The organism is Pseudomonas sp. IT-P2 (assembly GCF_949767575.1).
GTDB lineage: Bacteria > Pseudomonadota > Gammaproteobacteria > Pseudomonadales > Pseudomonadaceae > Aquipseudomonas > Aquipseudomonas pharyngis.
In genome coordinates, this window is the sequence record NZ_CATKQA010000011.1 from 512,925 (window position 1) to 526,483 (window position 13,559).

The 13,559-nt window shown below is 59.2% G+C and carries 11 protein-coding genes; 9 read left to right on the top strand and 2 right to left on the bottom strand.

Going from position 1 to position 13,559, the window contains the following annotated elements; translation table 11 throughout:
• Positions 1-23 precede the first annotated feature (23 nt).
• Complete coding sequence (locus ACM6JM_RS09130) at positions 24-1,454, top strand: PLP-dependent aminotransferase family protein (RefSeq protein WP_103386098.1); 1,431 nt, start codon at positions 24-26, stop codon at positions 1,452-1,454.
• A 76-nt stretch (positions 1,455-1,530) separates the two neighbouring features.
• Positions 1,531-3,177, top strand: coding sequence for a phosphoglucomutase (alpha-D-glucose-1,6-bisphosphate-dependent) (gene pgm, locus ACM6JM_RS09135; RefSeq protein WP_039768304.1), 1,647 nt, complete (start codon positions 1,531-1,533; stop codon positions 3,175-3,177).
• A 60-nt stretch (positions 3,178-3,237) separates the two neighbouring features.
• Here the strand turns inward: pgm and ACM6JM_RS09140 are convergent, their stop codons facing one another.
• Positions 3,238-3,933, bottom strand: coding sequence for a pirin family protein (locus tag ACM6JM_RS09140; RefSeq protein ID WP_414881697.1), 696 nt, complete (start codon positions 3,931-3,933; stop codon positions 3,238-3,240).
• Positions 3,934-4,211: 278 nt separating this feature from the next.
• On the opposite strand from ACM6JM_RS09140, the gene ACM6JM_RS09145 reads away from it, so the two are divergent.
• The gene (locus ACM6JM_RS09145) at positions 4,212-6,686 is read left to right on the top strand and encodes a UvrD-helicase domain-containing protein (RefSeq protein ID WP_414881698.1); all 2,475 of its coding nucleotides are present in this window, start codon (positions 4,212-4,214) and stop codon (positions 6,684-6,686) included.
• A 57-nt stretch (positions 6,687-6,743) separates the two neighbouring features.
• On the opposite strand, the gene ACM6JM_RS09150 is transcribed toward ACM6JM_RS09145, so the two are convergent.
• Positions 6,744-7,016: a DUF1652 domain-containing protein gene (locus ACM6JM_RS09150; RefSeq protein ID WP_039768310.1), complete on the bottom strand. Its 273-nt coding sequence runs from the start codon at positions 7,014-7,016 to the stop codon at positions 6,744-6,746.
• A 263-nt stretch (positions 7,017-7,279) separates the two neighbouring features.
• Between ACM6JM_RS09150 and ACM6JM_RS09155 the strand changes: the two genes are divergently transcribed.
• The 6 genes from ACM6JM_RS09155 to ACM6JM_RS09180 all read left to right on the top strand — a co-directional run bounded on the left by ACM6JM_RS09155 (position 7,280) and on the right by ACM6JM_RS09180 (position 13,440).
• Positions 7,280-8,095 carry a helix-turn-helix domain-containing protein gene (locus ACM6JM_RS09155; protein WP_085667064.1) on the top strand — a complete coding sequence of 272 codons (816 nt, stop codon included), beginning with the start codon at positions 7,280-7,282 and terminating at the stop codon, positions 8,093-8,095.
• A gap of 51 nt (positions 8,096-8,146) precedes the next feature.
• The gene (locus ACM6JM_RS09160; RefSeq protein WP_414881700.1) at positions 8,147-9,553 is read left to right on the top strand and encodes an NAD(P)/FAD-dependent oxidoreductase; all 1,407 of its coding nucleotides are present in this window, start codon (positions 8,147-8,149) and stop codon (positions 9,551-9,553) included.
• A gap of 29 nt (positions 9,554-9,582) precedes the next feature.
• Complete coding sequence (locus ACM6JM_RS09165) at positions 9,583-9,927, top strand: cupin domain-containing protein (RefSeq protein ID WP_039768313.1); 345 nt, start codon at positions 9,583-9,585, stop codon at positions 9,925-9,927.
• A gap of 56 nt (positions 9,928-9,983) precedes the next feature.
• On the top strand, positions 9,984-11,069 hold the full coding sequence (locus ACM6JM_RS09170) for a polyamine ABC transporter substrate-binding protein (RefSeq protein ID WP_163975167.1): 1,086 nt from the start codon (positions 9,984-9,986) through the stop codon (positions 11,067-11,069).
• Between the two features lie 388 nt (positions 11,070-11,457).
• Positions 11,458-12,924 carry a serralysin family metalloprotease gene (locus tag ACM6JM_RS09175; protein WP_085667063.1) on the top strand — a complete coding sequence of 489 codons (1,467 nt, stop codon included), beginning with the start codon at positions 11,458-11,460 and terminating at the stop codon, positions 12,922-12,924.
• Between the two features lie 93 nt (positions 12,925-13,017).
• On the top strand, positions 13,018-13,440 hold the full coding sequence (locus tag ACM6JM_RS09180; protein ID WP_414881701.1) for an AprI/Inh family metalloprotease inhibitor: 423 nt from the start codon (positions 13,018-13,020) through the stop codon (positions 13,438-13,440).
• Positions 13,441-13,559: the final 119 nt, after the last annotated feature.

Here is a 13,559-nt window from a genome sequence, read left to right on the forward strand (position 1 = left end):
GATGTGTCTGCGGGCATCTGGTCATGAGTGAGTCGCAAGCGTCCGATTTTGCCTATCAGGCGGTGTATCGCTACCTGACGCAACTGATCAGCGAACCGGGCAATCAGGGACCTGTTCGACTGCCATCGTTAAGGCAACTGGCCGAGCGTTTGAACGTATCGATCTCGACCATTCAGTACGCCTACGCACTGTTGGAGAAAGAAGGCCGGGTCTATTCCGTGGCCAAATCAGGTTACTTTGCGCAGGCGACATCCACGATCATGCCGCCCGGTCGCGGCAGTGATTTGCTGGAAACGGTCTACGTCAACGCCAGATGCGCCGGCATGCACGTACTGAGTGCCGATGAGCCGGCCTTGGTCCAGCCCCTGGATCGCCCCTTGCTGACGATTGAGCGAGAACTGTTGCGCCAGTATCCCCAGCACTTGCAAGCGCCTGCCCAGCCTTGCGGAGAGCTGGAACTGCGCACATTGCTGGCGGCTCGCTACACCTCATCGGCGAAGCATTGCTGGCACGCCGAGGATGTCTACATCGGTGCCGATCTGAGAGGAGTGCTGGAGATCCTGATCGCAGTGCTCCAATTGCGCCACGCAACCGTAGTCGTCGAGTCGCCGTGTGACTGGATGATCCTGCGCTTGCTTGAGTCTGCCGAAGTCCGGGTCATCGAACTCCCGATTCAACCAGACGGGGCGCTCGATCTGCAGACACTGCAGAGGCTGCTCGAAACCGAGCGGGTACGGCTGATCCTGCTGTCCTCGAAATTGAACATGCCCCACGGGAGCCGTATACCTCAGGACAGTCGCCAAGCCGTCGCGCAGTTGCTCGCGAATCATGGCACCTGGGTTCTGGAGAATGATTGTCATGGCGAGTTGCTGGACAAAGATGACGGTGAGCCACTGCGCGAACTGGTGGATCCCGACCGGCTGCTGGTCTTTTCCATGTTCGAAAAAATCATCGGGGTTGAAGCGCCCTACGGGTTTGTCCTGTCGCGACAATGGCGCGCCGATTTGCAGCGTCACTTCCTGTTGCGTTCGTTTCGTCTGTCACCGATCCGTCAGAAGGCCATTGCCCGACTCTATGGGAGCGGGCGGGTCGAACAGCACTTGCCGATACTCAGGCGCATACTCAGGGAGCGTCGGACCCGATGGGTCGAGCTGATAAGAGAGCGCCTGGGCGACGTTCTGCAGCTCGTCGAGCCCCAGGGCGGCGCGACGATCTGGCTGCATTCAGCGCATCCGGTCGCGATGGATTCAGTGTTTCAACGGCTGCTCAGACAGCATGTACTGATCGCGCCGGGGGAGTTGTTCAGTCTTCAGGGCCTGCATGCACAGCACTTGCGTCTAAGCGTGACTAGCAGCATGGAACACGAGTTGTTAAGACTTGTCGGACTGCTTGGGGATGCGTTGCGACTGGCTCCGCGGACAGATGCGCGAAAACACCCGGCTTGTACGCAATAGACCCCATCGCGCTCCGGAGCAACTGCCAGTAAACTCCGTTGTAATTTCCTGAACCACTCTATTTCAGAGGTTTTGCATGACACTCAGTCCTTTTGCGGGCAAACCGGCACCGGCAGAATTGTTGGTCGACATCCCGCGACTGGTTACGGCGTATTACACCGGTCAACCCGACGCCTCGGTTTCCACCCAGCGTGTGGCGTTCGGCACCTCCGGGCACCGGGGCAGTTCCTTTGATTTGAGTTTCAACGAGTGGCACGTTCTGGCCATCAGCCAGGCGATCTGCCTGTACCGCGAAGCCCAGGGCATCACCGGCCCGCTGTTTGTCGGTATCGACACGCATGCGCTGTCGACTCCGGCCGGGGCCAGCGCCCTGGAAGTACTGGCGGCCAATGGCGTGACCGTGATGATCGCCGAAGGGGATGAGTACACCCCGACCCCGGCGGTTTCTCACGCCATTCTCTGCTACAACCGTGGTCGCACCACGGGTCTTGCCGACGGCATCGTCATCACGCCGTCGCACAACCCGCCTCAGAGCGGCGGTTACAAGTACAACCCAACCAACGGTGGCCCGGCCGACACCCACATCACCAAGTGGATCGAAGCCAAGGCCAACGAACTGCTGGCCAACAAACTGGCCGGCGTCAAACGCATCAGCTACGAGCAAGCGCTCAAGGCCGGCACCACCCACCGTCACGACTACGTCAACACCTACGTCGCCGACCTGATCAACGTCATCGACTTCGATGCCATTCGCGGCGCCAAACTGCGCCTGGGCGTCGATCCGCTGGGCGGAGCAGGGGTGCGCTACTGGTCGGCGATTGCCGAGCACTATCGTCTGGACCTGGACGTGGTGAACAAGGAAGTCGATTCGACGTTCCGTTTCATGACCGTCGACTGGGACGGGCAGATCCGCATGGACCCATCGTCCAGCCATGCCATGCAAGGCCTGATCGGTCTGAAGGAGCGCTTTGACGTGGCCTTCGCTTGCGACCCGGATCACGACCGTCACGGCATTGTCACTCCGTCCGGTGGCCTGCTGGCACCGAACAACTACCTGGCCGTGTCAATCGACTACCTGTTCCAGAACCGTCCACAATGGCGCGCCGACGCGGCTGTGGGTAAAACCGTGGTCAGCAGCGGTCTGATCGATCGCGTGACCAAACGTCTGGGCCGTCGCCTGTACGAAGTGCCGGTCGGCTTCAAATGGTTCGCCGATGGCCTGTTCGACGGCTCGCTGGGTTTTGGTGGCGAAGAAAGCGCCGGCGCCTCGTTCCTGCGCAAGGACGGCGGTGTATGGAGCACCGACAAGGACGGTCTGATTCCCGCCCTGTTGGCTGCTGAAATGACTGCCCGTACCGGTCGCGACCCAAGCCAGGCCTACCGTGCATTGACCGACGAATTGGGCGAACCGTTCTCCGTGCGTGTCGATGCCAAGGCCAACCCGGAGCAGAAGGCCCTGCTGAGCAAGTTGTCGCCGGAGCAGGTCACCTCGACCGAGCTGGCGGGCGAGAAGATCCAGAGCATTCTCAGCAAGGCTCCAGGCAACGATCAGGCCATTGGCGGTCTGAAGGTGATGACCGAAAACGGCTGGTTCGCTGCGCGTCCGTCGGGCACCGAAGACATCTACAAGATCTACGCCGAAAGCTTCATCGGCGACGACCACCTCAAGCAACTGGTGGCTGAAGCGCAAACCCTGGTAGACGGTGCGATCAGCACTAAATAATTCCAGACAACGGAAAAGGGCGACCTGAGGTCGCCCTTTTTTGTGCCCGCGATTCGCCGATCAGGCGAGATCCACCAACACGATCTCGCTGTCTTCCAGCGCGGTTACAGTCAACACCTGTTCATCGGCCACCGCCACACCGTCTCGAGCTTGTGCGCGCAAGCCATTGACTTCAATGACGCCCTTGGCCGGAACCAGATACGCACGACGTCCGGCATCGAGGCGATATTCAGCGGTTTCCCCGGCCTTGATATTGGCCGCCACCAAGCGCGCGTCGGCGCGGATGCGCAGGCTCTGATCGTCACCGTCCTTGCCGCTGGCGAGGGTCACGAAACCTTCGCGGTCGCCTTTCGGGAACGGTTTGGCGCCCCAGGACGGTGGTGCGCCGGTTTCGGTCGGCAGAACCCAGATCTGGAAAATCCTGGTGTCCGTTGCTTCCAGGTTGTATTCGCTGTGGGCGATCCCGGTGCCGGCACTCATCACTTGTACGTCGCCAGCTTCGGTGCGGCCCTTGTTGCCCAGGTTGTCCTGGTGGGTGATCGCGCCTTCACGCACGTAAGTGATGATTTCCATGTCGCGGTGCGGGTGAGTAGGGAAGCCCGTGCCGGCGGCAATGATGTCGTCGTTCCATACGCGCAGATTGCCCCAGCTCATGCGTTGCGGATCGTAGTACTCGGCGAACGAAAAATGGTGATGGGCATCCAACCAGCCGTGATGGGCGCCGCCCAGCGAGCTGAAAGGTCTGAGTTCAAGCATGATCGTCTCCTCAAAAGGTTCGTCATGGGGCGCGATGCCTGAGCCACGAAGCGAGACCGGTGATTGATGGCAGCCATCATCTATCAGTCAATCATCGATAAAAAGCGTAAAAACTGCGGCATTCCAATCGAATCGGTTGATATGAAAAAGGCTCGAAACCGTCTCATCCCACCTTCAATTCATCGCCTAAACCAATGACCTGTAAGCATTTCGCTAGAACAAAAAAGCAAATGCAGACACCATAGCCCTCAACAGCCTCACATCCGGAGTCCGTCAGCGTGGCGCAACACACCCCCGATCTTCCTCCCGAACTTCGTCCCCTGGCCGAGATGCCCTGGTTCAAACGCCTGGCGGCGCGTTTCCTTGGCCACGGTCTGACGCGGCTGCGTGCTCAGCACCGTGCCTCGTGGCTGCACGGCCAGGCTGACGGTTTTCGCAGCGGGCATACCGCCGGCGTGGATTACGGGTACAAGGAAGGCAAGGCTGACGGGCTGGAAGAGGGCCGCCAGGTCTTGTTGATCCGCGACAGTCGCAATACCGAGCATCGGCCACCCGGTATCGACAAACACCTGTTCGACGACTGGCGCCTGCCGCTCAGCGCAGAGCTGAAGAAGCGCATGAAAGCCGACGTCGCGCGCCTGTTACCGGCCCATGCACAGCCGAGCGTTGCGCAATGGAAGATGATTTTCAGCGATACCCCGTCAACCTCGGTGATTGCCGGCGCCGGAGCCGGCAAGTCGACCACGCTGGTGCTGCGGATCCTGCTGCTGACTCACTACCTGGGATTTGAGCTGGATTCGATGACCGTGGTGACCTTCACCCGCGAGTCGCGCAAGGACTTCATCAACAAACTGATCGAACTGTTCGCATTGTGGGGCCGGGCACTCAGTCAGAAAGACGCGCGGGATCTGGTGCGCACCTTTCACTCGCGGATCCTGCCGATGGTCCGCAGCCTGCCGGGTTTCGAGCGCTTGCAGGCATTCGAAAACCTCAGCCACCGCGCGCCGGGTGGAGATGAAGACGTCGACAGCAATCCGTTCGATCTGCGCATCAACGACGCACAACGCCAGCAGCTCAACGCCTGTTACCACCGTCTCTACAAAGAAGATCCGCGCTTTGCGCAACTGATCCAGCCGCTGTCCCGGCACGCCTTGCAGCTCAAGGAGCTGGAACGCGATCACCCGGACGTGCAAAAGCGCGTCGCTGTAACAGAGCTGGCGGCCCGGCGCGATGAAGAGCTGTGCGACATGATCGAGGACATGTGGCTCCGCACAGGCGCCTGGCCGATCAAGGGTATCGAGCCCAGCCGTCAGACATTCGAAATCAACGGCGCGTCGTTCCATTGCCACGGCTACATTCCGAGCCTGGGCGCCTGGGTGGTATTGGGTTTCGATCCTCGGGAAAACCCGCAGGTCTGCCGTCCCAATGCCAAGCTGACGGTGCGTGCAGAGTGGGCAGTCAAGCGCACTCTGTTTCAAGCTTTCTGTCGTAAACCATTGATTTGGCTGGATAGCTACGAGTCATCAAAACGTTTATTGGCCACGCTGGCGGGTGATGTCAGCGCCGGCCCCGGCTTCGACTACAAGGTCAAGGGCGAGCTCGCATCGGCGCCATTGCTCGACTGTTTTGTCGCCGCCGCAGGCTTCATCGAGAACCTGGGCCTGGACGTGCCGGACGCCGTTGGCCGCATGAGTTTCGCCAAGGACGATCCGGACCGGTTTTTCTTCGAAGCTTTAAGCCTGTTCTGGCGAGCGCTGGAGGACCATTTGCTTGATCAGAAGCCGCCAGTCATGACCTACAACCGGATGTTCGCGCTGTTCAGCGAGCATTCGCCGGAAAACTTCAAGCTGCTCAGTGATGAGCTGCTGCGGCCGATGTCGCACCTGATGATTGATGAGTTTCAAGACGTTTCACCGCAGATCGTCTCGTGGATCCGCGCGAGCCTCTCGGAAATCCGCAGTCGTGGCCCGGCCATGCACGTCGGACGAGGTGCGCAGCGATCGTCGCTGCTTTGCGTGGGCGATGACTGGCAATCGATCTACGGTTGGCGCGGCAGCTCGCCGAGTTACTTCATGGAGTTCAACAAGGAATTCCCGTCGCCGAGCACGACGCGGGTGATGCTCAGCGACAACTATCGCAGCCATCAGCACATCATCGACGCGGCAGAACACATCGTCCGGGCAGCGCCGGCCATCCCGGGCAAGAAGGCCAAGGCCAGCGGCGAGGAGAGGCCGTTGCAGCCAGTCAACGTGCTGGAGCGCGACGATCAGGCACTCGGCCAGCGCCTGGCGGAACACTATCGAAAGGGCGATTCAATCCTGATGCTCTATCGAAAAAGCAGCGATAAGTTATTGATTGAGCAGCATATTCAGTCTGTAGTTAATGTGGATTCGAGCTTGCCGTACGAGTCCCGTCGACTGAAACAACTGACCTATCACAGCGCCAAAGGTCTGCAGGCCGACGCGGTTTTTCTGCTGGGCGATTGCCAGCACTTGACCAGTTCACCGTACAAGAATCAGGTGTATCGCATGGCCGGACTGGGCAAGGCTGGCGACAGCGAGCCGTACGACAGCGCGCAAAAAGACGAAATCCTGCGCCTGGCCTATGTTGGCATCACCCGCGCAGTCAGCCATTGCTACTGGTACGTCGAGCCGCAGGACACTCAGGCGGTCAACATGCCTCGGGCCTCGGACCGGGTCGCCAAAGGTAAACCGTTCTTCGTCGATCATCGGCCTGAAAAGAAAACGGCCTGAATCCAGCGCCCATGAAAAAGCCCGCACAAAGCGGGCTTTTTGTTTTAAATCAAATAGTTACGCATAGCTCTTGAGAGATTCTGGAGGAGTGAAAGCCTCCAATTCGTCCTCGACGGCTTCGATTATTCGCTCCACATCCGCCGCATTCATCACCGTGGCACAGGGAATGCCGGCGATCGCGATCAGGGTCTCGCCGCTGGCCCGATCAAACAGGCGCGCGACCAGACTGCCCGGCGCATCCATGGTCGCCTCGAAACCCATGGGATGAAAATGCCAGCGCATGAGCTGGCAGGCATTGGGAAACGTGACTTTGCTTGACCCTTTGTTCATGTGTTGCCCGCCTTCTTCATCGAGCGCTTCCGTTTGCTCATGTTAGGTGGGAAGAGCCTTCATTGGCTCAACCGGTGACTGCCTTTAAAAGTAGCATCTGAATGTGAAATTCCTGTGAGAATTTTCAGTTCATTTAGCGATTGCGAGGATTCTTTTGATGTAAGTCACGATACAACCCAATCGTCGCCAAAATGCCATCACCACCGGTTGTTGAAGCAGCGCCGGAAGTTGGGCAAGCTCGGTTCTTTTTCCAAGAGTCCCTTATGCACGCTGATGATGACGGCCCGGAACAGACCCGGGCCACGGCCGAAACGGTCATGCGCTATCACCTGTGCTGGAAACACCGGGACCTGGATGGCGTAATGGCGCTGTACCACCCGGACATCCAGTACAACGATTTTTTCCAGAACCGCGTGCTCGGCCTCGAAGAACTGCGTGAGTACGTCCGGGTCAGCATGCCGCGCGAATCCGACGAAGCGCTGGAGCATTGCGACCGCATCCGCATCGACGGCAACACCGCATTCATTCAATACGAAGTGACGTTGCGCGGTGGTAACGGGCTGGTGTCGTTTCGCTCCAGTGAAGCGATCACGGTCAAGGACGGGCGGATCTGGCGGGTCAACGAATATGCATCGCTGGTGCGCGAACAGGCTGAAAGTCCGACGACAACCCGCCAGCGTCCGGCGGTGAGTCGCTTGGGCCTGTCGCCGCGCCAGTTGAGCTTCATGGCCGATGACCTGCAGCAGTATTTCCAGCGCCAGCAACCGTATCTCGATCCGGAGCTCGACCTGCAACGGGTGGCGAAGGAGTGCGGATACAGCCGCAATCAGATTTCGTACCTGCTGAACCAAGTGCTGGGGCAAAGCTTCTACCGCTACGTCAATCAGGCGCGTCTGCAACATCTATTGCAGTCGCTGGACAGCGCCACGCCGCCGCTGCGCATCGACGAACTGGCGTTTGCCGCCGGGTTCAATTCACTGTCGGCTTTCTATAGCTGCTTTCGCCAGCACACCGGGCAGTCGCCGAAAGCTTATGCGAAGCAAATTTCTTTGCGGACACGCGCGCAAGACAATCCCTGAGTCCAGCCACTAGGATCGACGCCATCGAAACCTGGATTGGCGGAGTCTTGCATGCCGGCGTGGCGCACTATCAGTTTGTGGATGGACCAACTCGACGAGCCGCTGACCGCGTGCCCGTCGCTTGCGCAGGACCTGGATGTCGACGTGGCGATCATCGGCGCCGGTTACACCGGACTGTGGACTGCGTACTACCTGAAACAACAGGCGCCGAGCCTGAACATCGCCATCATCGAAGCGCAAACCGCCGGGTTCGGCGCGTCCGGTCGCAACGGCGGCTGGTTGATGGGCAATCTGCTGGGCGAGGATCGTTTGCTGGCGGGCCTGTCACCGCAACAACGTCGCGCTTCGTTCGACCTGTTGCACAGCATTCCTGATGAAGTAGAAGTCGTCCTCGAACGCGAAGGCATCGACTGCGACTACCGTAAGGGCGGAGTGCTGTATTGCGCCGCGCGCTATCCCGAGCAGGAAGCCAATCTTCGCGACTACCTGAAAAAACTCCACGCTCAGGGCCTGACCGACGACGATTACCGCTGGCTCAGCCCCGAACAACTGGCGCAGCAGCTGCGCATCGCCAAACCCTACGGCGCCATCTTCGCCCCGCATGTGGCGACCATTCACCCGGCGAAACTGGTGCGCGGCCTGGCGCGAACCGTCGAACGCCTGGGAGTGAAAATCTACGAAAACAGCCCGGTGACCCATTGGCAGGCCGGCAGCTTGCGGACCGACAACGCCAGCGTGCGCAGCCGCTGGATCGTCCCGGCCATCGAAGGCTATTCCGTCACGCTGCCACCGCTGGGCCGTTATCAATTACCGGTGCAGAGCCTGATCGTCGCCACCGAACCGTTGTCCGCCGCGACCTGGGACGCAATCGGCCTCAACCGGGGCCAAGCCTTCAGCGAGTTCAGCCGCCAGGTCACTTACGGCCAGCGCAGCGCCGACAACCGACTGATCTTCGGCGCCCGTGGCGGTTATCAGTTCGCCGGCCAACTGCGGCATAACTTCGACCTGACCCGCGACGAAGTCGAACTGCGGCGCTACCTGTTCGGCGAGCTGTTTCCGCAACTGAAAAACGTACAGATCACCCACGCCTGGGGTGGCAACCTCGGCATGTCCCGGCATTTCAAACCGCACATGTTGTGTGACCGGGCCAACGGCATCGCGCTGTCCGGCGGCTATGGCGGGGAGGGGGTCGGCGCTTCCAATCTGGGCGGGCGCACGCTTGCGGATCTGATTCTCGAGCGCGACACCGAGCTGACGCATCAGCCGTGGGTGCTGCCCGACGGCGGGATCCACGCGCTGCGGGCATGGGAGCCGGAACCGTGCCGCTGGCTCGGCTACAACGCGATCATCAAAAGCTTCGTCCACGAAGACCAGACCCTGGCCAACCCAGCGACTGCGCCCTGGCGGCGCAAGCTTGCCAGCCAGGTGGCCGGGTTCATGGAAGGTTTCATGCACTGAACGTTGTTTACTACCAGACAGGTAACGCCATGAGCATCACCCAATTCAAGAACACCGCCACGTTGCAACTGGAAGATTCAAACCCGGTGGCCGTGCCGCTCGGCACGCCGGTGGCGATTGCCTCGACCACCAGCGTCGAGCGCGACGACGGCGTCGAAACCGGCGTCTGGGAATGCACCCCGGGTCGCTGGCGGCGGCAGATCACCGCCCAGGAGTTCTGCCATTTCATTTCCGGTCGCTGCACGTTCACCCCGGACGACGGCGGCGAAACCCTGCACATACAAGGTGGCGACGCACTGATGTTGCCGGCCAATACGCTCGGGATCTGGGACATCCAGGAAACCGTGCGCAAGACCTATGTCCTGATTTTCTGACGTTTTGATCCTTTTGATTGCCTGCCAACAACAATAGCCAATACAGGAATCGATCCATGATCCGAAAGACCCTCACGCTCGCTCCTTTGATGCTCGCCGTTTCCCTTGCTCAGGCCGCGGATACGGTCAAGGTTTACAACTGGTCCGACTACATCGCGCCGGACACCGCCAAGAACTTCGAAAAGGCCAGCGGCATCGGCGTCACCTATGACGTCTACGACAGCAACGAAACCCTCGACGGCAAGTTGATGACCGGTAAATCCGGTTACGACGTGGTGTTTCCGTCCAACCACTTCATGGCGCGGCAGATCGAGGGCGGGGCGCTGAAGAAGCTCGACAAGAGCCAGTTGCCCAACTGGAAGAACCTCAACCCGGTGTTGCTCAAGGCTTTGCAGACCAACGATCCGGGCAACGAACACGGCTTTCCGTACCTGTGGGGCAGTACCGGCATTGGCTACAACGTCGCCAAGGTCAAGGCTGTGCTGGGGGATAACGCGCCGGTGGACTCCTGGGACCTGATCTTCAAGCCCGAATACATGGAAAAGCTGCAGAAATGCGGCGTGGCGATCCTCGATAACGGCCCGGAACTGTTGCCGGCAGCGCTCAATTACCTGGGGCTGCCGCACCACAGCAAGAATCCCGAGGACTACAAGAAAGCTGAAGCGCTGCTGATGAAAGTGCGGCCGTACGTCAGCTACTTCCATTCCTCGAAGTACACCAGCGACCTGGCCAACGGTGACATTTGCGTGGCTGTCGGTTTCTCCGGCGACATCCTGCAAGCGGAAAACCGCGCCAAAGAGGCGAAGAACGGCATCGACATCGGCTACGAAATTCCCAAGGAAGGTGCCGCCATCTGGTTCGACATGGTCGCCATGCCCGCCGACGCACCGGACGAGAAGGCCGGCTATGCGTTCATGAACTACCTGCTGCAGCCCGACGTGATGGCCGGTATCAGCAATTACGTTCACTACGCCAATGGCAACGAACAGGCCGACAGCCTGATCGACCCGGCGATCAAGAACGACACCAAGGTTTATCCGAGCCCGGAAATGATGGGCAAGCTGTTCGCACTGGAAGCGATGCCGCTGAACATCGACCGGATTCGGACTCGGGTGTGGAACAAGATTCGGACCGGCAGCTGAAGGAAAAAAGGCGAGGACGGCACAGCCCTCGCCTGACTATTTTCTGTTGAATCTACTTGATATCAATACACTGGCATTGCATCGGTAAAGTGCAGCAAAGTGAGACGCTGCTAACAAAAAACAACTTACCGATATTTAATATTTAAATAAGAAATCGTCAGACAATTAGGCGACATCACCACACTTTCAAACTTCTTTCGGCGGCACGTGCTTTGTTTACGGGAGTTTCCCGGAACAGTTCAATTTGATCTCGAAAAAATGCTAGACGACAGATTTCAAATTGTGTCAGGTTTCTTACGCCTTCATTGGGCGAGTGATAGGACAATCTCGCCAGGGGTTGTCGCTATCGGACAAAAACTGTTCCATTGCTAAACAAGGAAGTGTGTTTATGTCGAAAGTAAAAGCTAACGCTATTGATACCGCCGAACAGGCTTTCCAGCTGGGCGCGGCGCCGCAACCTCTGGCAGCGACCAGCACGGCGTATAACCAGATCAATAGCTTCAGCCATCAGTACGATCGTGGCGGCAACCTCACGGTCAATGGCAAACCCTCCTTTTCCGTCGACCAGGCCGCAACCCAGTTGCTGCGCGACGGCGCTGCCTACCAGGACAAGGATGGCAGCGGCAAAATCGAACTCACCTACACGTTCCTGACCTCTGCATCATCCAGCACGATGAACAAGCACGGGATCAGCGGGTTCAGTCAGTTCAGTGCACAACAACAAGCCCAGGCCAAGCTCGCCATGCAATCCTGGGCTGACGTGGCCAACGTGACCTTCACCGAGAAAGCCTCGGGCGGTGACGGCCACATGACCTTCGGCAACTACAGCGGCGGCCAGGATGGCGCTGCAGCGTTCGCTTATCTGCCGGGCACCGGCGCCGGTTACGACGGCACGTCGTGGTACCTGATCAACAGTGGCTACACGCAAAACAAAAACCCGGATCTGAACAACTACGGTCGTCAGACCCTGACTCACGAAATCGGCCACACCCTTGGCCTGGCGCACCCGGGCGACTACAACGCCGGCAATGGCAACCCGACCTACAACGACGCGACCTACGGGCAAGACACCCGCGGCTACAGCGTCATGAGCTACTGGAGCGAAAGCAACACCAGCCAGAACTTCAGCAAGGGCGGGGTGGAAGCCTATTCCTCCGGCCCGCTGATGGATGACATCGCAGCGATCCAGAAGCTCTACGGCGCCAACCTGACCACCCGTACCGGTGACACCACCTATGGCTTTAACTCCAACGCCGGTCGCGATTTCCTCAGCGCCTCGTCGTCGGCCGACAAGCTGGTGTTCTCGGTGTGGGATGCGGGCGGCAAGGACACCTTCGACTTCTCGGGTTTCACCCAGAACCAGAAGATCAACCTCAATGAAGCCTCGTTCTCCGACGTTGGCGGCCTGGTGGGCAACGTGTCCATCGCCAAGGGCGTCACCATCGAGAACGCGATCGGCGGTTCGGGCAACGACCTGTTGATCGGCAACAGCGCGGCCAACGAGCTCAAGGGCGGTGCCGGCAACGACATCATCTGGGGCGCCGGCGGTGCCGACAAGCTGTGGGGCGGCGCGGGTTCGGACACCTTTGTGTTCGCGGCCAGCTCCGACTCCAAGCCGGGTGCGATCGATCAGATCCTCGATTTCGTCAGCGGTCTGGACAAAATTGACCTGACCGGTATCACCAAGGGCGCGGGCCTGCACTTCGTCAGCGCCTTCACCGGTGCGGCGGGTGATGCGGTTCTGACGTCCTCGGGCGGCAACAGCCTGCTGTCGGTGGACTTCTCCGGGCACGGCGTGGCTGATTTCCAGGTCAGCACCGTTGGCCAGGCAGCCACCAGCGACATCGTGGCGTGATGTAACACGGGAAAGCGGCGCTTGATGCGCCGTTTTCTTCGCTTGCTTCGTCTCGCTACGTGCGCAAGGCTACACGCCGGAGTGAAATTTCCTATGATTCGAAATTCTTTTTCCCGCATGGCAGTCGCCTGTTTCATGCCGATGCTGATGATGATTTCTGGAGAAACAACCATGGCAAGCAGCCTCAGACTCGAAGATCCATCGGTATTCGCCGGGCACTGGCAGGCGACGCTGACCGCCGCCCATGACGCTCCCGAAGCGCAGGCGCTGCAGGACAAGCCTTCCAACACCTGCCAGATCGATCTTGAGCCAAACCAGACACTTGGCCACGGCGCCGACTGCCTGAGTGCCTGGCTGCAGGAAAATGCCATCGGCTGGTTTCCCGATCCGGACGGTCTGTCCATTACCGGAAAGGAAGGCTCCAGAATCCAGTTCTTCAGCCGACAACATGACGGACTTTATTCCAGTACTTTGAAGTCGGGGCTGATCGTGACGCTCAAGCGTGTCGAGCAATAACGCAACGAATATAAAGAAGTACCCGGCAGTTATAAGACTTGGAAAAAGTTGTTGTGAAAATGTAAGCGGGTACTTGCAAGTCATCTCTCGCAGGTAAGCGAAATAACAATTGAGCGCTC